We start from the raw sequence: 24,535 nt of genomic DNA on the forward strand, positions 1-24,535 counted from the left end.
AAATGCACAGAATTTTTGTGAATAGTTCACATTTTATCAACCTGATACCGCGTTTTTATCGCTATCAACTATAGTCATAATAATGACGATAAGGCGTAGCAAGTAGGGCGATAAATGAGGAAATAGAGACCGGTGAGGCGACTTTTTAAACCATTTCATTCATCTATCACTTCTTACTTTGCGTAATATTTCATGCTGTTTCATCAATGTTATCTTTGTTTTGAATTCTACCGTCTATTATTTTTAGCAAAAAATAAACAAATTCGTTGGGCAGTTCGCATTAATTTTGAGGCTAAAAATTATAATGCCCACCAAATAAAAAAGTACTTCGTGAACAGAAGTGCACAGTGTTAACGACCAGGACTGAGTATGTTCAAAAACCTATCATTAAAAAATAAACTGGCCATTTCAGCCAGTACCGCCATTATCATCGGGGGCGTATTAGTTGAAGCTGTTTCATTCAATGCGGCATTAGGCCGCTTGGATGTTGAAGTTGAACAGCGCCTACAAAGTGCAACCGCTTCTTATAACCAGTATGTGACAGACTGGTTAGTTTCAAAAGAACGGGCATTGACCTCTTTGTCTCAAGAAGTCAAACCGGATGCGATCGTGACTCATTTAAAACAAGTCAAACATTCGGCTTCATTTGATAATGTCTTTCTTGCTTACCCAGATGGCTCGCAACAGAATGCAAATGGGGTGGTTTTGCCTCCTGGCAATAACGATCCTCGTCAATGGGGGTGGTATATCAATGCTAAAGCCAATCCAAACGAGGTGTTTATGGATAACCCCACCGTTGCGGCGGCAACGGGGGCGAATGTGGTTTCTTTGGGTAAAGCCATTAACCTGCATGATCAGGCACTGGTGTTGGGTGCCGATGTTGAAATCACCGATATCCTCAACAGCATGAAACAAGTTATTTTGCCAGGTTCGGGCTATATGTTTATCGCGAACAAACAGGGTAATATTTTTACGCACTCCGATACCAAATTATTGAATAAAAGTGTCTCAGAATTGGGGCTAAACTTTAGTGATATTCAAGCGGCTCAACGTTCTGGTGAAGATATGAACGTCTCAATCCAAGGTGAAGAGTACGTGCTTTTTGCGCGAGCTATTGAAGGGACGGCATTAAGTTCTGTGGTGGTTATTAATTATTCATCACTGATTGCCCCTTTATTTGATGCGTTATGGGGGCAGTTGTTGGTGACGTTTTTGGTGGTGGTGGTGTGTACCATATTGTTTAACCTGCTGTGTAATATTTTATTTCGCCCCCTCAATAATGTCTCTCAAGCATTGGAACAAATTGCCAATGGTAGCGGGGATTTAACCCAACGAATTACCGTCGAAAATAATGATGAGGTGGGTAAGCTAGCCCAGAGTTTCAATACGTTTGTAGCAAGTTTGCAGCAGCTTATTGGCCATATTCGTCATCAGTCTGAACAGTTGACGGCTCAATCCGAACACAGCGCGCATCGTGCTAATCAATCCGCTTCAGAACTGGGCCTACAACAGCAGGAAGTCACTATGGTGGCGACTGCGGTAACAGAAATGGCGTCGGCAACTCAAGAAATTGCTTCACATGCGGAACAAACGGCTCAGGCCGCGCAAGATTCAGCAACCAGTACTAATAACGGACGCACACTGGTTTTGAATACCAAAGCCTCGATCAATAATTTGGCGCAAGAAGTTTCTCAAGCCAGCGGCGTTATTTCTGCGTTAAATCAGCATGCGCAAGAAATCTCGACTGTATTAGCGACCATTCAAGGCATTGCTGAGCAAACCAATTTGTTGGCGTTAAACGCAGCGATTGAAGCGGCTCGGGCAGGCGAACAAGGGCGAGGTTTTGCGGTCGTCGCGGATGAAGTTCGAGTGCTCTCGCAACGAACGCACACGTCGACTGAAGAGATCAAATCAACCATTGAAACGTTGCAAGAAACGACCAAACGCGCAGTAACATTAATGGAAAGCAGTTCTGGGCTTGCGGCTAATTCTGTTGAAGATGCAGATAAAGCGACTCATGCCTTGGAAGAAATTAATGCTGCGGTGGCATTAATTAGTGATATGGCTACACAGATTGCGACTGCCGCGGAAGAGCAGACTCATGTTACGAGCGAGATAACGCAAAATGTCACGGCGATTAAAGATGTGACTGAACAATTGGCTGATGGTGCAGAGGACAGTTTGAGCCAATCAAATACCTTGAAACAGCAAGCGGCGGAACTGAGCGAAAAAGTGGCAACCTTTAAACTGTAATCTTTATGGTTCAAGCGATGCGGTTTCTGCATCGCTTGATGGCTACATTGTGTTATCGCCGTGTTGGGTGCGTTAAGAAAATCGCTATCATGGCCGCGATAGCTAAAGCAAAACAGTAGTAGGAATGAGCAATAATTTCTAGAGGTGATAATTTAAAGATAGACCCCAGTAGTAAAACTTGAGCACCATAAGGCAGAATGCCTTGCATGACACAAGAAAAAATGTCTAATAAGCTGGCAGCGCGGCGAGGAGTCACGGCATTTTCTTGTGCTAGCTCACGCGCAATGCCTCCAGAAACAATGATCGCCACTGTGTTGTTGGCAGTGCAAGAGTTGACTAAAGTAACCAGTCCCGCAATCCCAAGTTCACTCGCACGGCTATTGGCAATTTGAGAGTGTTTTTGGCCAAACAGATGGATCACTCGGCTAATAAATTGGGTTAAAAATGCGAGTCCTCCTTGGCATCGCATCAGTTCACTGAGGCCGCCAATCAGCATCGAAAGTAAGAAAATTTCCTGCATGTTGCCAAATCCGGCATAAATATCTTGCCCTAGATTGGTTAATGCGTACTGGTCATTGTCAGCTAAGCTGACTCCGCCAGCGAGCAGTATTCCCACCGTCAAAACCACAAATACATTCACTCCCGATATGGCGAGCGCTAAGATCATCATATAAGGCATGACTTTTAACCATTCGATATCGCCTGTTTCTGGTGTTTGTGTAGCTGCGCTACTAAAGGCAAACAGAATAAGCGAAAAGAGTGCTGCGGGTAGGGCTATGCGAATATTTTCTCGGAATTTATCTTTCATTTCACAGCCCTGAGAGCGAGTGGCGGCAATGGTGGTATCGGAAATAATGGATAAGTTATCTCCAAACATTGCGCCGCTTAAGACAACGCCAGCGGTCAAAGGCAGGCTCATACCTGATGACTCAGCGATCCCCAAGGCTACAGGGGCAACCGCAGCAATGGTTCCCATAGAGGTTCCCATTGCGGTCGCAATGAAAGCGGAGATGATGAAAATTCCGGGAAGAATCATTTCCGTTGGAATGGCTGACAACCCAAGATTCACCGTTGCATCAACGCCTCCAGAAGCTTTTGCTACCGCAGCAAAGGCTCCCGCTAACAAATAAATCAAACACATGGCAATAATGTCTGGGTGGCCGACACCTCGGATAAATTGTTCAATTGCTCGGTTCAGCGAGTCTTTGCTTAGTAATAACCCGATGATCACCGCTGGTAAAATCGCAATCGGTGCGGGCAATTGATAAAAGGCAAATTCAACCCCTTGAACCGTCAAATAAGTACCTACGCCAATGAATAGCATTAAAAATACCAACAGTGGAATCAGAGCTGTGGCTGAAGGTGCGATGATTTTATGGGTAGAGGAATTTGGGGACATGCAAATGACAACTTTGATTTTCTGGAAGAACGAAGAGGTGCAGACTAATCGCTCCCTCGTCACTTGTCAAATTATGGCCGTCTAAACATCCAGATTCTTATATGTCTTTGTATGCCGTGATTAACCCAGTGAAGCACATCGTCTTTTTATTATTTCCATTGATTTATTTTTGTTCTTTTCTCGTTATATAAGAAAGCAATGCTTTCAATGATACAAGATTCTCGCTATATAAGAATAAAAGTTTGAGTGAAAAGATAATAAAGGCTAAAAAGAACCCTATGAATGAGAGCAAACCTTCTGCTAGTCAGGTTAATGAAAAATCGCTTCAGTTGTTAATGCAAGTGGCGGTGAATGAGGAACCCGTATCGGCAAAAGTCTTAAGTGAGCAATTACAAGTTCCACTCAGTAGTTTGTATCGACATTTAAAACTTCTTAAAGAGTGGAACTTAATTGAAGAGAGCCCTCACGACAAAACGCTGATTATTGGACCTGCCGCGTTGTTGCTCATGCGGAGTTATGAAACAAGCCAACATAACCTAGATGCAGTGGAGGCGGTGTTAAGCCGCTTACAAAAGCAAACGGGGGAGATGGCGGCGTATATGGTGCCGGTAGGATACCGTGCATTGTGTGTTAGCCAAAAAGAAAGTATGCAGGCACTTCGATGTAGCTTCGTCCAGGGTCAAAGTCAACCACTACTTCGTGGTGCCTCATCTAAAGTGTTACTGGCGTATATGCCAACCCAGCGCTGTGAAAAAATCCTGCGCTATTTTGGGGAAGAAAACCACATGGAAAAATGGCAGGCAGAATTGGAAAAGATTCGTCGTCATGGGTATGCCGTGAGTACGTCTGAAATTGATCCCGGTGTTTCAGGCATTAGTGCTCCGGTAATGAAAGGAAGTAAATTGATAGGGGCAATTTCGGTGATGGCACCTGCTCATCGGGTGGAAACTCACCGGCAACGAATCATTTTACATGTGTTACAGGCCGCTCGTGCGTTGCCACCAGAAAGGTAATTCATCATGCTTAGTTTATTCAAACGTTATCGTCTTGGCCGTTCTTCGGCACCCGCTATGTCGGCGTTTAGTTTCTGTACCGTGTGTGAACAGGTAAAGCCGACTTCGCAAGTCGAGTTTGAATTTGCTCAGCAAAGTTTAGAATTTGCCTCTGATTGGCTTTATCAACAACAAGTGAATACGAATTATGCGGATGCCGGACATCTTGTCTTACGCGATCCGGCAGATAGTCGGTTTCGAGAGCTATTAAACCACCATTTAACCATCCATTCGGTCCCTGTCATATTGGGGAACTGTCACGAGTTACTGCTGAATGCACTGCCACTGCTCGCGGTCGATAACGAAGAGTTGGGTATTATTCATATTGGTCACCAGTTTGAACTCAAACAGACATTAGACCGACAAGTTGGATCGGTGTATCACTTTGCGCTGTCTCGTTATCAACAGACTCGGTTATTTTATTTTGGCATTGATGCTGATCGTGTAGCGAGCCAAACATGGGAGTACGCAGAAGATTTGGGCTGTGATTGGTTAACGGAAGAAGAATGTAGCTTTCGTCATCGAGCTCAAGTGAAAAACCAACTGGAGCACTATATTGAACATTGCGATCAATTAGTGATTTCTATTGATCTTGCTTCTTTAGTACCCGGTAATGGCTTGGATGATCATAAGATTTTAGATAACCAAATGGTTTTACGGGTGCTACGCCAAGCGGTGATGTCTGGTAAAGTAAAACTGATCCAGTTGATTGGTGCGAAAGATAAGCTCATCTATTCTAAACAAACCAAAGAAATGATTGATGAGCTTGGTCGTTTATCTCAAGAATCTTTTTACTCATTCAATAAGGAGTAACCCAGTGGGCTACTCCGGTTCCGTGATTGGCGGAACTATTTTTTCTAGCCGCACTGCTGAAACTTTAAACTCTGGAATTTTTGCATAGGGATCGCAAGCATTAACCGTCAGCCGGTTTGCCGGAGCCTCTGCAAAATGGAAGGGAACAAACACAACCCCTGATTGCATTCGTTTGGTAATAAACGCCGGAGCTTCAATATAACCCCTGCGTGAGGTGAGGCGCACTTTTTCACTATTGGTTATCCCTAATCGTTCTGCCTCTTGGACACTGATCATGATCTGCGCGCTAGCTTTTTCATTTAATCCTGAAGTCTTGCGAGTCATGGTGCCAGTATGGAACTGCTCTAACACTCGCCCTGTGGTCAATATAAGTGGGTAATCTTCATCCGGCAGTTCTGCGGCATATCGGAATGGAACCGGAACCATTTGTGCTTTGCCTCGAGGGAATTCTTGCTGATGAAGTAAGCGGGTACCCTGTGGTGCTTCTGCATGACAAGGCCATTGCAGGCCACCTTGTGCGACCTGTTGCCAAGTCATTCCGGCATATTGAGGGGTGACTTGACATATTTCCTGATGAACCTGTTCTACGCTGTGATAGGACCAATTCGCGCCCATCGCATTGGCTATCTGTGTGATGATCCACCAATCCTCTTTGGCTTCCCCCGGTGGTGTGAGGGCTGGAGTTAATGATTGAACTCTTCGCTCAGTATTGGTGAAGTGACCACTTTTTTCTGCAAACGCACACGCGGGCAGAACAATGTCGGCTAATTGTGCGGTTTCCGATAGAAAAATGTCTTGTACCAGTAAAAAATCGAGTTGTTTTAGTGCTTCGATAACGTGACTCTGGTTGGGATCGCTCAGTACGGGGTTTTCTCCCATCACATATAGGCCACGCAATTCCTGTTTCTCTGCAGCATCAATCATTTCCGTTAGCGTTAATCCGGGTTGCTGGGAAAGTGTATTACATTGCCAAGCTTGACAAAACTTAGTGTGTACCAGTGGATGAGTGACTTTTTGATAACCGGGGTAATCGGTTGGGAGCGCGCCCATATCACAGGCACCTTGCACATTTGATTGTCCGCGCAGTGGGTTAATTCCCCCACCTTCGATTCCGATGTTTCCACACAATAGCTGCAAGTTTGCAATGGAGCGGACATTATCATGACCAGTAGTATGCTGGGTTATACCCATGGCATAAAAAACAGAGGTTACACGAGCAGTGCCGATCATTTGGGCAATACGGTAAATATCTTGTGCACTCACTCCGGTGATAAGCTCCACTTTTTCTGGTAAATAGTGGTCAGACATCACTTCCATCAACAGAGCTTCAAATCCATCTACACGTTGTTGTAGGTAATCGTTATCATACCAAGCATGAGTGATGATTTGCTGCATGATACCGTTGAGTAACATTACATCGGTACCTGGCCGCTGAGCCACATATAAGGTAGCGTAATCCGCCATTTTGATCCGTTTAGGGTCAATAACAATTAATTTTGCCCCTTGTTGAACGGCTCGTTTTATATGTGAGGCGATCACTGGGTGAGCGGCGGTGGTATCCGAACCAATGATTAAGATCACATCAGAATGGGCAATGCTGGCGATATCGTTTGTCATGGCCCCACTGCCTAAGGATGCCTCAAGGCCCGTTACCGTTGAGGCATGGCATAGGCGAGCACAGTGATCGACGTTATTGGTGCCAAATTCTCGCCGGATGAGTTTTTGAAAGAGATAATTATCTTGGTTGGTGGCTTTGGCCGAAGAAAACCCACCGAGCGCTTGGCTGCCATAGTTTTCTTTAATGTTGCGAAAACGCTGAGCAATTTCAGTTAAGGCCTCTTGCCAACTCGCGGGCTGTAACTGACCGTGTCGGCGAATCAGTGGGGTCGTTAGCCGCTCAGGGCTGTGAAGAAAATCAAAACCAAATCGCCCTTTAACACAAAGCATACCTTGGTTTACGGGCGAGCGTTTATTTCCTTCAATGTGTCGAATGCGGTTAGCGTTTTCATCGACATACAAAGTCAAACTACACCCTACCCCACAATAGGTACAAATCGTGGTGATGGGTTTTAGTATGTCTATTCGTGCATGAGATTTGTCGCGTTTATCCACTAATGCACCTGTTGGACAAGCTTGTATGCAGGCGCCACATTGACTGCACTGAGAATCATTAATGCGTTGGTTATGGTTAAATATCGGTTTATGATCGGTGTTCGAAAAACTTAACACGCCATGTACATTTTCTTCCTGACAGGCTTGGATACAAAGCCCGCAACTGATGCAGCGGTTAGCATCAAAGACAATAAAAGGGCTACTTTTATCAACGGGATAACCACTGCGTTCAACCAAGGTGAGCTGTGTCGCATCAATATGGTGCTCACTGGCATAGTCGCGTAAACGACAGTCGGTATTTACTTGGCAACCGCATTCTAGGCAGCGACTGGCTTCTAATTTCGCCGCATTTCTTCCAGGGTCAAGCTCCACTTCGGCAAAATTTTTACGGCGGTATAAGCTTGGAATATGTGGAAATTGCACTCTTCTCTGAATGGCTTCAAAGCGATATTCATTGCGTTTAACAAGGTTGAGTGAAGGAGCTTTACGGCTGGCAAATATTTTTTGCTGAGGATTGAGACCTAAGATTAAGCGATGGGCAATGGCTTCTGCGGCTTGTTTTCCATCAGCAATCGCTTCAATTGCCGTGGCAGGGCCGCGACGGAAATCGCCAATGGAGAACACATTGTTATAGTGATGCAGTGTTTCAGGATCGACACAAGCGGTGTGTGATTGGGTGAGTGGAACGTGTGCTTTTTGCCCGTTAAAAAGTTGAAGATCTGGCTGTTGGGACAAAGCGGCAATCACAGTATCAAAGGCTTGTTCGTAGACTTCTTCCGTCGGGATGGGTTTACGTCGCCCAGAGCTATCCGCTTCTCCTAATGCCATTTTTTGCAGCCGGATTGCTCGGACATGGCCTTGTTCATCTGCAAGGTTTTCTAAGGGACGGGTAAGAAAGCAGAAGGTGACCCCTTCATGGTCAGCAGCTTGAATTTCATACTCTTCTGCTGGCATTTCATTAAGAGTGCGACGATAAAATAGAGTGACTTTCGCACCAAACCGAACTGCGGTTCGGGCGCAGTCAATCGCCGTATTGCCCCCGCCAATAATCGCGACGTTTTTTCCCGTTTTTAAGCGTTGGTATGTTGCTGCATCTTTTAGGTAGTCTGCGCCCAGGTAGCACCCAGATAATTGACTACCAGGATAGTGAGCACTTACTGCTTTGGTTGCGCCTATTGCTAGGCAAACAGCATCATATTCTTGTTCTAATTGAGAAAGAGAAAAATCTTTCCCAATAGTTTGGTTGCATAACAGTGTCATGCCAGTTTTCAGCAGTAAGCTTATCTCTTGATCCAGCACCTGTTTAGGTAAGCGGTATTCAGGAATGCCATAGCGTAGCCACCCTCCCGCTTGCGGCATGCTTTCAAATAAGGTGACGGAAAATCCCATTAAACGTAAGTAGTAACCGCAGGCGAGCCCTGCAGGCCCAGCACCAACAATAGCAATGTGCTTACCATTATCTGGCATCATTGAGGGGGCTGGAGACGATGTAGTTAAATCGATATCAGCAGCATGGCGTTTTAATTGACGTATAGCGATAGGCTCATCGACTAAGCTACGCCGACATTCAGTTTCGCAAAAAGCGGGGCACACTCGGCCAATAGAAGCGGGCAGAGGTAAATGACGTTTAATGACAGAGATGGCTTGTTGAGGTTCACCTTGTGCAATGTGATGTAAATATGCCTGAATATCAACATGAGCAGGGCAAGCCAGTTGGCAGGGAGCCTCACAATCGGCAGTGTGCTCTGCCAGAATCGCTGCTAAGGCCTTTTGGCGAAGTTGGTAGAGAGTTGGCGTCTGTGTTTCAATCTGCATGTGCGGCTGTAGTGGGGTGTCACAGGCTCGAATAATGCCAAGTTTCTGTTCTTCCACGACGCATAAATTGCAGTGTTGTTTACCCATTTGATGGCTAGCGGCACACAGTTGTGGCACATCAAGGTTTAAGGACTGCAAAAATTGAAGAAGAGAAAGTCCTGCTTGGTAGGGGAAGGATTGACCATTAACGACCACGTGCATAAACACCTCATCAGCGCCAATAAGCGCAGGTTGGTAGGCTTAGTTGTAAGAGGGGAAGTTATGAAAAAAATCGCGTTTCCATTTCTCATAAAGCCATAAAAAATCTGTGGTTATGGAACAGTATAAGGAATATTAACGGTGATTCCTACGACTTAGCTCGCAGTTTATGTGCAACAGCAATTTTGCCGATTAGGGCAGGATTTATAAATAAATTGACGGTTCTTCACTCAATCTGGTTGCTCTGCGTAAAACGATATAGGAAGAGAGTCAATGGCTCGAATGTCCCATCACCGTTATTGAACAGCGGGTTTCAGTTTTGTATTGGTGTTCATTCCGATCACTGGCAGCGCTTCATTGCTCTCCATGACTCGAACAAAAGAGGGTTTGATTGATGTTGATAAGAAAAAGGAAAATGAGCGGATGCCCATTTTCCTTTTCATCAACATGGAGGTGTGACGAGTTACTGAATCAAGGTGGCGAGAATTCCAATCACGCCCCCAAAGACACCGCCCCAAACGACTAACCAGCCAAGGTGCTGTTTAATCATCGCTTGAACCATCTCTTTGACTAACTGTGGGGTTAATTCATTCAAGCGTTGGTTGATGATGCTTTCAATATTGATTTTGATTTCATCGAGCATCGCCGGTGATTCAAGTTGTGCTTTTAACGCTTGTTTTACTGAATCGCTTTGGCTTATCTGAACCATCGACGTTTGCATCTTTTCGACAAAAGGTTGCTTTAGGGGTAGTAAGACTTCTGAGCCCCCAAACATGGCCAGCATTCCACCAAAGGAAGAGTGTTGGATAACGTCAACCAGCGAATCAAAGGTTGGGTTGAAATCGACTTGAGCTATCACTGGTTCAAGGTCAAGCGCTTGATTGTTGCTCATTTCTTGATTTAAAAAACGGTCAATATTGGCGTCGGTAAAAAACTCTTCCATCATCAATCGTTTGATTGCGGCTTTAAAATCTTCAAAACGAGCGGGGATAACACCCGATCCATATAAACCGGGCACTTTTTCAAACAGCATATGAATGGCTAACCAGTTCGTGATTGCACCGGAAAAAGCAAATAAACCCGCATTAAACAGGACGGATTGGTCAAAATAGTAGCCGATAGCCAGTAGCAGTAAAGCAATAAGGTTTGTGATAATACTTTTGTTCATGATGACTTCAATGGGATATCAAACAGTAAGGTAAATGGAAGAGGGCAATAGTAAGAGAAAATGTCAGAGCAGGGAAGAGCCAGCACCAGTGTGCTGGCCATATGATTAGGCGATATCGTCTTCTGATACGCCACCAATAAAGCCCCCTGTCTGGTGGGCCCACAGTTGAGCGTAAATGCCATTTTGGCTGATCAATGCTTGGTGAGTGCCTTGCTCTACGATTTGTCCTTTGTCTAACACGATGAGTCGATCCATCGCTGCAATGGTTGAAAGCCGATGAGCAATAGCAATGACGGTTTTCCCTTGCATCAATTCATTAAGGCTTTCTTGGATGGCGGCTTCCACTTCAGAATCTAATGCGGAGGTTGCTTCATCTAGTACAAGTAATGGCGCATCTTTTAGCAAGACACGAGAGATAGCAATTCGCTGGCGTTGTCCACCAGACAGTTTGACGCCTCGTTCCCCAACTTGCGCGTCATAACCCGTGTTACCAAATGCATCGGTTAATGTTTCAATAAACTCGTGTGCATGAGCTTGCATCGCTGCGTTGCGCATCGCTTCATCATTGGCTGTGGGGTTACTGTAGAGAATATTGTCCCGAATAGAGCGATGCAGTAATGAAGTGTCTTGTGTCACCATCCCGATGGCGCCGCGCAAGGAATCTTGGGTAACTTCAGCAATATTTTGCCCATCAATTTTAATGGTTCCGCCTTCAACATCATGAAAACGTAGCAATAAATTGACCAAGGTTGATTTTCCAGCGCCTGAACGGCCAACTAATCCGACTTTTTCCCCAGGCTTAATGGTTAAATTAAGGTGATTGATTACCTCTTTACTTTCTCCGTAATGGAAGCTGACATCTGAAAACTCAATATGGCCATCGGTTACTTTGAGAGCGGATGAATGGGGGGCATCTTCAATGGTGATCGGTTTTGAGAGCATTTTCATTCCATCGACCACGGTGCCCATATTTTCAAATAGCGCGCCTACTTCCCACATGATCCATTTCGACATACCGTTAATTCGTAGTGCAAGGCTAATCGCAATCGCAATGGCTCCCACACTGATGGCGCTGATTGACCATAAATAGATAGATATCGCAGCAATGATAAAAACTAAAAGATAATTGGCAATTTCTACCCAGATATTAAACCCTGTGACCAAACGCATCTGGCGGTAAACGGTGTCTAGAAAGCCGTTCATTCCTTCTTCTGCATAATCGGTTTCACGTCGGCTATGTGAAAACAGTTTGACGGTCATGATATTGGTGTAGCTGTCGACAATTCGCCCAGTCATCATGGAACGAGCATCGGCTTGTTCGCTTGACACCTGTTTTAATTTGGGAATGTAGTAGAGCTGAATAGTGATATAAGCTGATAACCAAAACAGCATGGGAAGCATCAAGCGCCAATCTGCTTGAGCGAGCATCACCAACATAGCTGAAAAGTAGACGATCACATAAACAAAAACATCCAGCGTTTTCATCACGGTTTCACGTACCGACAGCGCGGTTTGCATCACTTTCGTGGCAATTCGGCCAGAGAACTCATCTTGATAAAAAGAGAGACTTTGTTTTAACAAATAGCGGTGAGCCAACCAGCGAATCGACATGGGGTAGTTGCCCAGTAGCGTCTGGTGAATTAACAGCGAATAAACCGAAATGAGCAAGGGCATGCCCACTAAAAGGAGTAACGTTAAGCCAATTAAGGTGTTACGGTTATCGATGAAAAAACGCTCGGGTTGGCTACTGGAAAGCCAGTCAACCAATTGGCCCATAAAGCCAAAAAGAGAAACCTCAATAATTGCGATCAATGTACTGAGTAACGCCATGATGATTAATGGTTTTTCATACCCTTTCGTATAGTGTCGGCAAAATGCCCATAACGTATTGGGGGGGCGTTGTGGGGTAGCCTTAGGAAAAGCTTCGGTAAAGCTTTCAAATCGTTTATACATGGAAAACCCTTATTGAACTCTGCAAAAGAGTCATTAATAGGAATAATAGAAGCGGAGGAAGAGTTGTTATAGCAGAAGTATCGGTTGATATCAAAATGGTGCTCAGAGAACCCCAAAATTGGGTTCTCTGAGGCTTAGTTGATTAATGTTTTGTACATTTCTTTTTGGGTTGGTAGTGTAAAATCGCCATAGAGATAGGAAGTTGCAGTACTTCTCCTTTGGCGGTGTCTTTATGAACCGTACGCATATTGGTATCACAGATGACGCACCACTCCTGATTTTGGTCACAAGGTAGGGTAAAGCGAGCCGTGGCGTTTGTTTGGTTGATCAAATAGAGCAACTCTTGGCCATCTTCACCAATACCGATATGCAATGCGACGGAACTGACTTGATTCCAATCATCTTGCTCCATTAGGGTTCCATCATTACGACGCCAAAACACGCGGTTAGAGTTGCGAGTTTCACCACTAAAGGCACGAATAAAAGGCACCATATAACGTTGGCGAGCGGTGATCATCTCAGATAGCCACTGTCTAAAGTACTGTTTGCGCTCCGTGAGTTGCCAATTAAGCCAGCTTATTTCGTTGTCTTGGCAGTAAGCGTTATTATTTCCTTGCTGGGTGTGTGAAATGACATCTGCCGTAAGAATATGGGGGATCCCAAAAGCAAAGAGCAAACTTGCCATAAAGTTACGCTTTTGTTTTTCACGGATGGTGCGGATCACCATATTATCGGTATCACCTTCCACTCCATAGTTATCAGAGCGATTGTCTCCGTGACCGTCTCGGTTTTGTTCGCCGTTGGCCTCATTATGCTTATGTTTGTATGAAACGAGATCTTGTAATGTGAAGCCATCATGATAGGTAATGTAGTTTACCGTTAATTTATAAGGCCATAATGATGCACTGTAGAGATCGCGTGAGCCCATAATACGAGTGGCAAATTCTTTGAGGTAGCCTTGATCGCCACGCCAAAAACTGCGAGTAATATCTCGTAATTTATCGTTGGTTTCATTCCAGCCAAAAGGAAAATTACCGACTTGATAACCATTAGGGCCAATATCCCAAGGCTCGGCGATCAACTTGACTTCTCGCAAGAGAGGATCTTGAGCAACGGCTTTAAAGAAAGCGGCTTCTTGGCTGAAATTGTCTCCATGACGACCCAGTGTTGCCGCTAAATCAAAACGGAACCCATCAACGTGATATTCACTTACCCAGTAACGCAGAGTATCCATAACAAGGTTTAGGGCCGGTTGATAGGCGAGATCCAAGGTATTACCACAACCCGTGAAATTGGCGAACTGCTGGCCATGTTTCAGGTAGTAATGTGAGTCAAGGGCTTTAAGGTTAAAGATGGGACCCCCTTCTCCGCCTTCTGCCGTGTGGTTATAAACCACGTCAAGAATGACTTCAATACCTTGTTTATGCAGTTCACGAATGGCCGTTTTTAACTCATTGACGGCATCATGGGTGGCATAGCGAGGATCCGGTGCCATAAAAACATAAGGGTTATAACCCCAGTAGTTGACCTTTCCCATCTCCAGTAGATGAGGTTCATGCATGCAGGCGGCAATGGGCAGCAACTGTAAAGTATTAATATTTTGTTCACGGTAAAAGGTCAGCATGGGTTCACTGACCAACCCAAGGTAAGTACCTTGTTGATTATGGCTCACGTCAGGGTGCAGCTTCGTTAAGCCTTTTACGTGCGTTTCAAATAACACCATTTCATCGCGTGGACGTCTTGGTTTTGTTGTCCCTTGCCAATCAAAACTGGGATCGATAACCACACATTTAGGGAGATCAAAACTTTCTGCTGGCGTTAGAGGAACTTGATAACTCAGCTCATGGTCCAACGCTCTAGTATAGGGATCCGATAGGTAAAACAGTTCACCCTCTAACTGAGTAATAAAACCATAACGTTGCCCAGCTTTAATCCCCTTAACATGGGTATATTGAATACCAGCATATTCATTGTCTAATGGGAGAGTTTGGTAGCTGCCATCAGAATGAAAAAGAGCCAGCAGTAAGTCGGTATCCGCTGGAGCGTAGATTGCAAAATTACATCCGTCATCATCAAGTGTCGCGCCGAGTGGATACGGCTTAGAGAGCATCAATGTCATGGTAAGTTACCGTTGTTATTCTATTTTCAGTCACTGCCTCTTTAAGTAAAAGGTTTTGTCAGCGTAAGGTCAAGCGCCTTGTCACAAATATTCTCATGTAATTTTCTTTCATCGAAGTCACTCATTGAGGGCAAAAGAGTGATCAAAGAGACACTTTGTAGCGTAAGAAACCGGAAGTCAGTAAAACTACTCCCCCCAATTTCGTGATCAATGATTTAAAAACACCATACGGTTAAATTTCTCCTCCTTTCTCATCCCCCCTAAATATAGTTAGGGCGGAGGAAGCCATGCCCCTGCGCCTTTAGTAACCTCTTTCACAGTTGAAACAACTGGGGACTCGTCCCATCTTACCTCTTTTTATCGTTGGTTCATTTCTGCCTTTATGAGTTCGATAAAGAGAGCGTGAAAATAGAGTGACATAAGAAAAAACTAAATGGAGTTAATAACGATGAAAAAGATAAGTGTAATTGCTGCTGCAGTGGCTGCTTCTTTAGCAGCGGGGTCTGCTTTTGCTGTCGATTTTAATGGCTATTTCCGTGCTGGTACTGGTATTAGTGGTAACGGTGAAGCGGATGTTTCTTTTATGAAAAATGGTATTGGTCGTCTCGGTAACGAAAATGACAACTACTATGAATTTGGATTTTCTGAAGAGTTAAAAACAGGTGAGCAAACTTGGAAAATTGATTCCATGATGGCAAAAAGTGATGAGGGTAAATCTGGTTGGGAAGATAGCAATAGTATTAACGTTGCGCAGTTTAATGTTCAGGCTAAGGGGTTGATCGCTTCTGATCCTGACGCTGTACTTTGGGCGGGTAAACGTTACTACCAACGTAAAGATATCCATATCACAGACTTCTATTTCTTAAATACTTCTGGTACTGGTGGTGGTATTGAAAATCTTTCAGTTGGTGATCAGAAGCTTTCTTTGGCACTGATTCAAGATGGGGATAATAACGACTCATCTGGTTATATTTTTGATGCTCGCTTAGCTAATATTTCCATGGGTGATCGTACTTCTTTAGAACTCGCGCTTGCTTATAACTTTGCGACAGAAAAAGATGATATGACAGAAGATGCCGACGATGGTGTTATGGCATCAGCCATTATTCACCATGGAATGGACAATGGCTTTAACCAGACAATTTTCCAATATGGTACTGCTAGTTATGGTGTTCAAGTGGCTAATTTATGGGGAGCTGGAACTTACTATGGCCGAGGTGGTTCTGACAATAATGATGCAAAAGGTTTCCGTATATTAAACTGGGGGGTAATGAACCTTGGTGAGTCGTGGGAAGTTGGTCATCAGCTAGCTTATTTGTCAGGGTATGACATTGGTACATCAAAAGTTGATATTGATCAGTATTCCGTTGTTGTTCGACCAATGTATAAATGGAATGATACCATGCGCACCGTTTTTGAAGCTGGTTATAATGCCGGTGAAAACGAGAAAGGGGATGATTTTGCTGGCAGTAAGTTTACTATTGCTCAGGCTTGGGCAATGGGTAATAGTTTCTGGTCTCGTCCTGAGTTGCGTGTATATGGTTCATATATCACAGATCATGAGGGGACAACATTTGGTGATAAAGGTGATGGAGACTTTGTTGCAGGTATTCAAGTCGAAGCTTGGTGGTAATCTGCTACTAGATCCTAAAGTATTTTAAGTCCATATTGTAAATAGCTGGCTTAGGTCAGCTATTTTTTTAAGGGTTTATGAGAGCCTTTAAAAAAATAGAACAGGAGCACCCAATGTATTTACGAGCATTACTTTTAGGCAGTTGTATAGCTTTAACTGGCTGCCAATCTACAACGGTTGTAGAGCAAGATCAGGTAGGCATGGTGCAAGGCGTTGAAAATATTTCTCAGTTAAAAATCACGCCGGTTAAATTGCCAAGCACAACGAAGGTTTCTATTACTCCTAATACTCAGTATTTGAACAATGACCAAATATCTAGTCCTGTTGCTGTTTTTGAAATTCCGGCAGATAGAGGACGTTTGGAGTTAAGCGTAATCAGTGAAATTAAGGATACCGTATTTTACCCCCATGTTCTGATTACAGATCTTCAAGGTGAAACGGTTGAGCATTATGATAGTTCGATATTTGAATATAGAAAGCCGCGGCTGAATTTAGGGAATCGTTTAGTCGCAGATATTGATTTATATCCTCCTCAAGGACATAAAAGTCTATATTTAATTGTTTATACTACACAATCTGATATGAAAGAATTCACATATGTTGCTCACCCTGGCCGTATTGATGCGGAAGGTCGTGGGAACTATATGCCAGAATTAAAAGATATTCCTATTGCACATAGTTTAACAGGTTCTATTGAATTAAATGTATCTGGCCCAAGTTTTCTCTCATTCACTCGAACTGAAGCATCATCGTCACAAGTCTCAAGTGATATAATGAAAAAAAATATAACAGTTCAGCCGGACACAAGAAATTATTATCACACGGAAATAAAAAAATCAGTGGCAGAGGGTAATATACCTAAAGCTCTTGGGTTATTAGATGAAGCTAAAGCTCTGGGTATTCAAGATGCACAAGATGTATTTGTTAAAGAAATAAACAAGAATAAATAAAAATTAACTTGGGTTTAGATATATCTAAACCCAAATTTTATAAGCATGGTTTTATATTTTGTAGCGTGTTATTTATAATAAAAGGAATTAATATGAAATTAAGGGAATCCTCACTTCTATTGTCGGTTTTAATTGGTTTGATGGGGTGTCAATCAACATCCGATTATGATTCTCTTGCTGTAGATGAAACACTAACGAATTTATCGCCACAAGAAAGTATTGACTTCATGTCTCGCTGTGATAACGCGAATAGTACAGCTTCTGGTCCTATCAAACAGCCTCTGTATGTGGTTGGTAGTTTCCCTGATGCAGATTGGAAACACGTTCCTGCTCGGCAATACCAGTATAAGGGCAATAATTTTTATCAAGCAGTGACCGTAGAAAAAGAAGGCAGTTATAAAATGCAATATGCGACTGAGCTTTGGTCTCCACAATTTACTGCCAAAGGTCGTCGACTTAATGTGGGTGAACTGACGGAATTAACTTTCGGTGGATATGGTACAGATACAACGGTAGAGATTAAGCAATCCGGAAAATATGTTTGGAGTTTACAGTTTGATGAAAAAGGGAAACCTTTTAATATCATGGTTAACCCTTGTCAATAATCATTCATAAATCCAATAAACACAGTAAGAAATATCTATTTTTTACTGTGTTTAATATATCATATTAAGTGATGAAATTTCATATCTATAAATTTTTTAATATAATCTCCATTATTGGTTTGATATTAACCGGTTGTTCTTCTTCTGAGGATAATCAGGAGCGATTTAGTCAGCGTACTTCTCTCGAGAATTATGCTTGCTCTACTCAAATAGCTGAAAAAAGTAATACATTGATGACTTATCAAATCATGGTCGAAAGCTTTGTTGATGGTGATTCAAGCATTGGGCACGAAACTGGGTATGGAACTAGCCACCATAAAGGAGATTTACAAGGAATTATTGATTCTTTGGATTATATTCAAGCCTTGGGTGTGAATGCGATTTGGCTGACTCCGATTTTTGAATCTCAGCCAATAGCAGGGCAAGATCACTGGGCTGATCGTCTTGATGCAACAGGATATTTTGCAACCGATTATTTTAAAATAGATCCCCGTTTTGGGGACTTGGCCACCGCGAAAGCCTTAGTCGATGCAGCGCATAGTAAAGGGCTGTATGTCTTCTTTGATGGAGTGTTTGGCCATCATAAGCAAGGTTTAATTAAACCTTCACCTTCTGGCTTGCTTCCGGCAGGTAGCAATGATCCTGTTGATTACCCAGACAGTTTGGCTTTTTATCAAGAAGTGGCAACCTATTGGATTAAAGAGCTTAATATTGATGGTTGGCGGTTAGATCAGGCTTATCAAGTGCCGTTGGCTGATTGGATCCAAATTCGTAAAGCGGTTGAACAGACCTCTCAAAGCGTTACTTATATTAATGCTGATGGAGTAGCAGTGAATCCATTGGGTTATATGGTGGCGGAAGTCTGGAAAGGTGAATCTGATATTGCTCATGAAGCTTATGGTGAAACACAAGCACCTGCTTTGTGTTCTGCTTTCGACTTTCCGATGCGTTACCGAATAGTTGAAACGCTTGCGGTGAATGAAGATGGTGTAGGAGGGAAAGAGGCTCAGTGGCTCAATAATGGTTTTACGACACACAACTCATACCCCGCACATGCTCAGCCCAACCTAATGCTCGGCAACCATGATTTAGTACGCTTTGGGGATTTGTTGCAACGTGGCGGACTTGCTCAGCCGAATGAGGTTGAATATTGGTTACGTCACAAAGCCGCCTTTGCTTTCCAAGCTGCTTATACTGGCCCAATTACACTCTATTATGGTGAAGAAATTGGCGATCAAGTTGAGAACTTTGCTGTAAAAGAAGATACCCGAACTTGTGCAACACGCGGGGTTTGTGACGATCATGTCGCACGCAGTAGTGCAAAAATTGAGGGTGTGAACGCAACGCTTGATGCAAACCAAGCTGATTTAAAAAACTATGTGGCATCATTATTGGCTCTACGGGCTAACCATCCGGCGCTCTATCAAGGTTCTAGAACTAATTTACTTGCGGATGCAACTCGTTATGCGGATCTAAAACAGTCGGGCGAGGATCGTGTGTTATTTTTATTAAATACCTCTCAAATGACCGAACAATTTTCTTTTTCAGCCGCAGAACTGGGGTCTGCGATTGAATTGGTAGATTTGCTTGATGGTCATACAAGGCTTACGCCCATCAATGGTCATTACACAATATCGATAAATCCTTTGCAGGCTCGTTTTTTACAAGTGAAAACGGCTGACTAACCTTTGCGGCACTTCATCAGATATTTATCGTGGAGTGCCGCATCTATCTCTTATCTACAACTTATTGTTTCTCTTTATGATCCAGACGCGATTGTTGACTGCGATTTTTCAGACATATTGGCGGTGATATAGGCAATATGCTCACTATGCCATCATTTTCATTTTTTCTTACTGAATGAAGTGCAAATTCTTTATGAAGAAAAGGGGGAATCGATTGGGGAATACGTGGTTATACAGTAAGCTTGCAGGTAGTGAGTTAAAGGGTAAAACTGTATCCAGTGTTGTCTCCTTCGGTTTGAGGCTGTCGTTGCAAATCGTTTAGGGATATCTGTATAAAAACAGATCATTGAGTGTACATTGAGCCGCAGATAAAAAGAGATGATATGAATACCATTGGTATGGCAATTGGTGCAACAGGGCTTTCTCTTATCCTGATTTTTGTTTGGATGATTTCATTATCGATCCGGAAAAAGCGTTTGGAAGCAGAGAAGAAAGCCAGAGAAGAAGCATATCGGAAAGCACTTGAGCGGACGCGTGAACAAGAACGTAAAGAACGTTTGTTTAAAGCGGAATCGGGGCATGTTCCTACAATTTTGTATTTAGCCAAAGAAGCTGAGCGAACCAACTTAAAAGAAGCGTTATTTTGGTACGAGAAGGCGGCACAATTAGACAATGTAAATGGAATGTACGGTATTGTGCGCATTTGCGAAAAAGCGCGTGATGATATGATTCTCAGAGAAAAAGCGAAATTTTGGCAGCTATTTATTCGTGCAATTGAAGGTGACTTGAGTGCAAAGTTTGAAACAGGACTGGCACTCATTTATGGGCGAGGCGTCGAGACCGATGTATCTAAAGGCCTCTCTTTGATTCAAGAAGCGGCAGAAGATCAACACATTGAATCGATCATCTTTATGGGAGATTGGTGTGTTTCTAAAGATAATATTGCCCCTGCACCCAGTGATTCAACCTTTTGGTTTGCGAAGGCTGCGAAGTTAAATAGCCTTGAAGGGATGATGAAATTGGGGATGAATTATCTGCATGGTGTGGGAATTTCTGCAGATCATGGTAAAGGATGTTATTGGTTAGAACGTGCTGCAGAAAAAGGTCATGCAGAAGCTATGTTTCATGCAGGAGAAGCTTGGGTGGCTCGCGGGCAAAATGGTAATGCTATTGCCTATATTTGGTTATTTCTTTCGGCTTTTTTTGGCTATGGGCCAGCAAAAGGATTACGCGATCAAATTGGCAGTGAAATCGGAGTGGACTCCGTGGTGGGTTTACAGTCGTTAGCAAAGCCATTACAGAAAAAAATCACGGCTTCCACCGTGAATAAACACTCGATTATTCGAGCGTTAAATAAGCTGTATAAACGCGCTGTACCAGTGCCGAATAAAGGGGAAGAGTTAGAGGATGAGGATATCTTAGATCCAGTGACTGAGTGTGAGCAGGAAGCAGATTGGTTAGCGGATGAGCAAGACAATCTCGCTGAGGTTTCGCAACAAGAGCCTAAACCTCCAGTCTTAGACTTTTCTCAAACAGCAATGGATAAGCATAAGCCATTATAAGAACTGAGTTTTTGCAATGAAAACGGCCCGATATGAATCGGGCCGTTTTGTATCGTAAGACGTTACGTTACCCGTTGATTACGCTTGATTTTGTTTCGCTTGGCAAACCGCTGCGGTAAAGACAACGTCCGTTGAGCTGTTGAGTGCCGTTTCTGCGGAGTCTTGGATAACTCCAATGATAAAGCCAACCGCAACAACCTGCATTGCCACATCATTAGAGATACCAAACAGGCTACATGCAAGAGGAATTAAGAGCAGCGAGCCCCCCGCAACACCAGAGGCTCCACAGGCTGAAATCGCGGCAACCACACTGAGCAATAAAGCGGTCAATAAGTCAATTTCAATCCCCACTGTATGAACGGCAGCGAGAGTTAATACAGTAATGGTAATCGCTGCACCTGCCATATTAATGGTCGCGCCCAATGGAATAGACACAGAGTACGTATCTTCATCGAGTTTGAGTTTTTCACATAAAGCCATATTAACGGGAATATTGGCTGCACTGGATCGGGTGAAAAAGGCAGTGACACCACTCTCACGCAAGCATTGGAAAACAAGAGGGTATGGATTCTGCTTTATTTTCGTAAAGACAATGAATGGGTTGACGACTAAAGCAATAAACAACATGGCGCTAAGGAGGACCGCAAGAAGTTGAGCATAACCCGCTAGGGCATCGAACCCTGTGGTGGCTAAAGTTGATGAAACCAAACCAAAAATACCAAACGGTGCCAAACGGATAATAAAGCGTACAATTTGCGACACCCCATGGCTGAGATCTTCAAATACCGATTTGGTCGTTGCCGAAGCGTGGTGAAGTGCGAGCCCTAAGCCAATGGCCCAAGCAAGGATACCTATGTAGTTGGCTGACATCAGAGCATTTACGGGGTTATCGACCAATTTATAAAGTAAGGTTTGTAGAACTTCGGTAATGCCTTGTGGAGGGGTGGAACCTTCTACGCCTGAAACCAGTGTCAAAGTGGTTGGAAACATAAAGCTAAGCACAACGGCTGTGAGCGCGGCAGCAAAAGTTCCAAAAAGGTAGAGCACGACGATGGGGCGCATATAGGTGTGTTGGTTTTTCTTTTGATTAGCAATAGAGGCTGCGACCAAAATAAAAACGAGAATGGGGGCAACCGCTTTAAGTGCTCCGACGAAAAGGTTACCGATTAAGCCTGCGCTTTGTGCTTTATCTGGTGAAACAGTCGCTAATGCGATACCAAAAATGATACCGGCTAAGATCTGTAACACCAGGTTTCCACGAGCAAAACGGGCAAAAATAGAGTTGCTTTGCATAGTTATCCCTGCGATGAAAATGAATTTTGTTTTATAGTTATCCCCAAGAAACTTCAGCAACGTGGTCATTAACCCTTGTACCATCAAGTGCCTTGGGTGGCACAGCCAGTGAGCGTTCACCAAGTCGGTAGAAACATGGCTGAGCGTAGCCAATATTAACGTCACCAAACAATGTGTCTAGGTTTTATTGATAACAAGCATAAAAAATTACTAAGAAGGGTGAAATGCAGCTCAAATTTAAATAAACGTTAACAACTTGTGGTTGTTTTTGCGTAAAAAAACCTAGTTTATGATTTAGTTGAATGATTTTGCATTTTCTGTCTTTGGTGGTGAATGTTTTATTGGGTGGGGGGAATCCCCCCTGCTTATCAATGAGGGTGTGGCGGCATGCTTGCCATAATTCTTTTTATAGGTGCTTTAAATGAGAGGGATTGGCCATTTTTCATGAGCAGTTGGAGAGTGATCGTTTCCCCTTCGGTAAAGGGATGCTGAAGATCAAATAGCATAATGTGGAAGCTGCCCGGTTTTAATTCTAGGTAACCCTGTGCTGGCACCTTCAATGTTTCAACTTGCCGCATTTTCATGATCTCACCTTCTTTAATCATATCGTGCAATTCGATTTTCCCCGCAGCAGGGCTGGAGACAGCCACAATATACTGATCGTTGTGGCTATGGTTGATTAAGGTGCCAAAGACGGCACTGGTCGGCGCATTTGGGGGAGTGGCTCGCGCATAAGGCTCTTTGATCATTAAGCTATCATCGGCATAGGTATAAGTGGTGAACAAACTGGCGATTAAAATAAATAGACGATATTTCATCTTATTTTCCTTCAGTGGTTATGACTTCTTTTATCGCCGCCACAATGGGGGCTGGGGTATTGGTATGTGGAACTTGGGTGATTAACGTGCCATCTGGTTTTAGAAAATAAAAGTAGGAGCTATGGTCGAGGGTGTATTTTAATTCAGAATTGGGGAGGTCTGTTTTTTGAAAAAGAACCCCATAACGTTCAGCCAATACTTGAGTCAGATCGAAAGGAAGCGCAATCCCTTCGATCTGAGGGTGAAAATAGGCGGCATAAGTTTCGATTGCTTGTGGTGTATCGCGTTCTGGATCCAATGAGATAAAAATAGGGCGCAGTTGCTGCTGCGTTTGTTCATTGAATTGATGGAGAGCCCCTGCGAGCATGGCTAGCGAAGTCGGGCAGACATCGGGGCAGCGAGTAAAACCGAAATACACAATACGAATTCGGGGATCATGAGTATCAAATAAGTGAGCGATGAGTGGATGTTCGGTTAATGTAGACTGGGCAAAGGGGAGGGGCGGTTGAGTCGGTTGGGTATCCCAATAACTTTTCAATCCAAAGCCAAAGGCGAAAACGACCACAAAAAAAAGTGACCAATTTTTACTCATTTTTCCATCCTTACTGAAAGATAAACACTGGCATGTCCATCGGTTAACATTCCTATCCAAGTCATGCCTTGCATGGTACAAACCGGGAGCATTAACTCGCCATGAAACGAGCCTTCAGCCTTTCTTGTCAGCAGAAATTTTATGGTTCCCATCTCCATTTCTAATCCTTGCAAAGTGAGCGTTAATTGTTGACTTTGGGCGTTCGGCCATTCAACCACCAGAGTAGTTGCCACTAAAGGCTGAACGATATCTTGAGTTAACGTCATACTGACCCCTTTCTGTTGGCAGGGTTGAGTCGAGAGTGGGCAATAGTGAGGAGTTTCTTGTGGCGTGGTATTGGTTCGCCAGTACTGAATGAGATCGCTTGCATAAAACCCTGTGAGCAAGGCAAGCGCGGCGAGTATCAGCTTAATAACCGTATGCATGGTATGGCAATCCGTGACAACAAACACAGAATGTTAACATAATGAAAATAGACGAAGGCCGGAAATAAGAGAGAAATGTGTTATGAGTCA

Annotated in this window: 17 protein-coding genes; 8 read left to right on the forward strand and 9 right to left on the reverse strand. The window is 43.6% G+C overall.

Annotated elements, in window-relative coordinates; all coding sequences use genetic code 11:
• Positions 1-369 precede the first annotated feature (369 nt).
• On the forward strand, positions 370-2,253 hold the full coding sequence (locus tag EXA13_RS04365; protein ID WP_238132068.1) for a methyl-accepting chemotaxis protein: 1,884 nt from the start codon (positions 370-372) through the stop codon (positions 2,251-2,253).
• 52 nt (positions 2,254-2,305) lie between these two features.
• Here EXA13_RS04365 and EXA13_RS04370 read toward each other — a convergent pair whose 3' ends face one another.
• Positions 2,306-3,652 (reverse strand): Na+/H+ antiporter NhaC family protein, encoded by a 1,347-nt coding sequence (locus EXA13_RS04370; RefSeq protein WP_238132069.1) that lies wholly within the window; start codon positions 3,650-3,652, stop codon positions 2,306-2,308.
• A gap of 278 nt (positions 3,653-3,930) precedes the next feature.
• Here EXA13_RS04370 and EXA13_RS04375 point away from each other — a divergent pair, with 278 nt between their 5' ends.
• Together EXA13_RS04375 and EXA13_RS04380 are read left to right on the forward strand one after the other, a co-directional pair.
• On the forward strand, positions 3,931-4,665 hold the full coding sequence (locus EXA13_RS04375) for an IclR family transcriptional regulator (protein WP_238132070.1): 735 nt from the start codon (positions 3,931-3,933) through the stop codon (positions 4,663-4,665).
• 6 nt (positions 4,666-4,671) lie between these two features.
• Positions 4,672-5,517, forward strand: coding sequence for an arginase family protein (locus EXA13_RS04380; RefSeq protein WP_238132071.1), 846 nt, complete (start codon positions 4,672-4,674; stop codon positions 5,515-5,517).
• Between the two features lie 9 nt (positions 5,518-5,526).
• On the opposite strand, the gene fdhF is transcribed toward EXA13_RS04380, so the two are convergent.
• The 4 genes from fdhF to glgX form a co-directional block, all read right to left on the reverse strand.
• The gene (fdhF, locus tag EXA13_RS04385) at positions 5,527-9,645 is read right to left on the reverse strand and encodes a formate dehydrogenase subunit alpha (RefSeq protein WP_238132072.1); all 4,119 of its coding nucleotides are present in this window, start codon (positions 9,643-9,645) and stop codon (positions 5,527-5,529) included.
• Between the two features lie 460 nt (positions 9,646-10,105).
• On the reverse strand, positions 10,106-10,810 hold the full coding sequence (locus EXA13_RS04390; RefSeq protein ID WP_238132073.1) for a DUF445 domain-containing protein: 705 nt from the start codon (positions 10,808-10,810) through the stop codon (positions 10,106-10,108).
• Positions 10,811-10,915: 105 nt separating this feature from the next.
• Positions 10,916-12,763 carry an ABC transporter ATP-binding protein gene (locus EXA13_RS04395; protein WP_238132074.1) on the reverse strand — a complete coding sequence of 616 codons (1,848 nt, stop codon included), beginning with the start codon at positions 12,761-12,763 and terminating at the stop codon, positions 10,916-10,918.
• Positions 12,764-12,905: 142 nt separating this feature from the next.
• Positions 12,906-14,882 (reverse strand): glycogen debranching protein GlgX, encoded by a 1,977-nt coding sequence (gene glgX, locus EXA13_RS04400; RefSeq protein ID WP_238132075.1) that lies wholly within the window; start codon positions 14,880-14,882, stop codon positions 12,906-12,908.
• A gap of 448 nt (positions 14,883-15,330) precedes the next feature.
• Here glgX and lamB point away from each other — a divergent pair, with 448 nt between their 5' ends.
• The 5 genes from lamB to EXA13_RS04425 all read left to right on the forward strand — a co-directional run bounded on the left by lamB (position 15,331) and on the right by EXA13_RS04425 (position 21,317).
• Positions 15,331-16,515, forward strand: coding sequence for a maltoporin LamB (lamB, locus tag EXA13_RS04405; RefSeq protein ID WP_238132076.1), 1,185 nt, complete (start codon positions 15,331-15,333; stop codon positions 16,513-16,515).
• Positions 16,516-16,628: 113 nt separating this feature from the next.
• Positions 16,629-17,465: a MalM family protein gene (locus tag EXA13_RS04410; RefSeq protein WP_238132077.1), complete on the forward strand. Its 837-nt coding sequence runs from the start codon at positions 16,629-16,631 to the stop codon at positions 17,463-17,465.
• Between the two features lie 92 nt (positions 17,466-17,557).
• Positions 17,558-18,070 (forward strand): glycosidase, encoded by a 513-nt coding sequence (locus EXA13_RS04415; protein WP_238132078.1) that lies wholly within the window; start codon positions 17,558-17,560, stop codon positions 18,068-18,070.
• 71 nt (positions 18,071-18,141) lie between these two features.
• Positions 18,142-19,755, forward strand: a complete 1,614-nt coding sequence (locus EXA13_RS04420) for an alpha-amylase family glycosyl hydrolase (protein ID WP_238132079.1) — start codon at positions 18,142-18,144, stop codon at positions 19,753-19,755.
• A gap of 383 nt (positions 19,756-20,138) precedes the next feature.
• Positions 20,139-21,317: a tetratricopeptide repeat protein gene (locus EXA13_RS04425; RefSeq protein WP_238132080.1), complete on the forward strand. Its 1,179-nt coding sequence runs from the start codon at positions 20,139-20,141 to the stop codon at positions 21,315-21,317.
• A 78-nt stretch (positions 21,318-21,395) separates the two neighbouring features.
• Here the strand turns inward: EXA13_RS04425 and sstT are convergent, their stop codons facing one another.
• The 4 genes from sstT to EXA13_RS04445 all read right to left on the reverse strand — a co-directional run bounded on the left by sstT (position 21,396) and on the right by EXA13_RS04445 (position 24,445).
• Positions 21,396-22,610 carry a serine/threonine transporter SstT gene (gene sstT / locus EXA13_RS04430; RefSeq protein WP_238132190.1) on the reverse strand — a complete coding sequence of 405 codons (1,215 nt, stop codon included), beginning with the start codon at positions 22,608-22,610 and terminating at the stop codon, positions 21,396-21,398.
• Positions 22,611-22,978: 368 nt separating this feature from the next.
• A complete protein-coding gene (locus EXA13_RS04435) occupies positions 22,979-23,428 on the reverse strand; it encodes a copper chaperone PCu(A)C (RefSeq protein ID WP_238132081.1) in 450 nt (149 codons plus the stop codon).
• Between the two features lies 1 nt (position 23,429).
• On the reverse strand, positions 23,430-24,020 hold the full coding sequence (locus EXA13_RS04440) for an SCO family protein (protein ID WP_238132082.1): 591 nt from the start codon (positions 24,018-24,020) through the stop codon (positions 23,430-23,432).
• Positions 24,017-24,445, reverse strand: coding sequence for a hypothetical protein (locus EXA13_RS04445; protein ID WP_238132083.1), 429 nt, complete (start codon positions 24,443-24,445; stop codon positions 24,017-24,019). Before EXA13_RS04445 ends, EXA13_RS04440 begins: the two co-directional genes overlap by 4 nt.
• Between the last annotated feature and the right edge of the window lie 90 nt (positions 24,446-24,535).

It is taken from the genome of Vibrio cincinnatiensis (genome assembly GCF_022113815.1).
Classification (GTDB): domain Bacteria; phylum Pseudomonadota; class Gammaproteobacteria; order Enterobacterales; family Vibrionaceae; genus Vibrio; species Vibrio cincinnatiensis_A.

Coding starts and splice junctions, on each gene's coding strand:
- EXA13_RS04365 (WP_238132068.1), top strand. CDS start 370: ATGTTCAAAAACCTATCATTAAAAAATAAACTGGCCATTTCAGCCAGT.
- EXA13_RS04370 (WP_238132069.1), bottom strand. CDS start 3,652: ATGTCCCCAAATTCCTCTACCCATAAAATCATCGCACCTTCAGCCACA.
- EXA13_RS04375 (WP_238132070.1), top strand. CDS start 3,931: ATGAATGAGAGCAAACCTTCTGCTAGTCAGGTTAATGAAAAATCGCTT.
- EXA13_RS04380 (WP_238132071.1), top strand. CDS start 4,672: ATGCTTAGTTTATTCAAACGTTATCGTCTTGGCCGTTCTTCGGCACCC.
- fdhF (WP_238132072.1), bottom strand. CDS start 9,645: ATGCACGTGGTCGTTAATGGTCAATCCTTCCCCTACCAAGCAGGACTT.
- EXA13_RS04390 (WP_238132073.1), bottom strand. CDS start 10,810: ATGAACAAAAGTATTATCACAAACCTTATTGCTTTACTGCTACTGGCT.
- EXA13_RS04395 (WP_238132074.1), bottom strand. CDS start 12,763: ATGTATAAACGATTTGAAAGCTTTACCGAAGCTTTTCCTAAGGCTACC.
- glgX (WP_238132075.1), bottom strand. CDS start 14,882: ATGACATTGATGCTCTCTAAGCCGTATCCACTCGGCGCGACACTTGAT.
- lamB (WP_238132076.1), top strand. CDS start 15,331: ATGAAAAAGATAAGTGTAATTGCTGCTGCAGTGGCTGCTTCTTTAGCA.
- EXA13_RS04410 (WP_238132077.1), top strand. CDS start 16,629: ATGTATTTACGAGCATTACTTTTAGGCAGTTGTATAGCTTTAACTGGC.
- EXA13_RS04415 (WP_238132078.1), top strand. CDS start 17,558: ATGAAATTAAGGGAATCCTCACTTCTATTGTCGGTTTTAATTGGTTTG.
- EXA13_RS04420 (WP_238132079.1), top strand. CDS start 18,142: ATGAAATTTCATATCTATAAATTTTTTAATATAATCTCCATTATTGGT.
- EXA13_RS04425 (WP_238132080.1), top strand. CDS start 20,139: ATGAATACCATTGGTATGGCAATTGGTGCAACAGGGCTTTCTCTTATC.
- sstT (WP_238132190.1), bottom strand. CDS start 22,610: ATGCAAAGCAACTCTATTTTTGCCCGTTTTGCTCGTGGAAACCTGGTG.
- EXA13_RS04435 (WP_238132081.1), bottom strand. CDS start 23,428: ATGAAATATCGTCTATTTATTTTAATCGCCAGTTTGTTCACCACTTAT.
- EXA13_RS04440 (WP_238132082.1), bottom strand. CDS start 24,020: ATGAGTAAAAATTGGTCACTTTTTTTTGTGGTCGTTTTCGCCTTTGGC.
- EXA13_RS04445 (WP_238132083.1), bottom strand. CDS start 24,445: ATGCATACGGTTATTAAGCTGATACTCGCCGCGCTTGCCTTGCTCACA.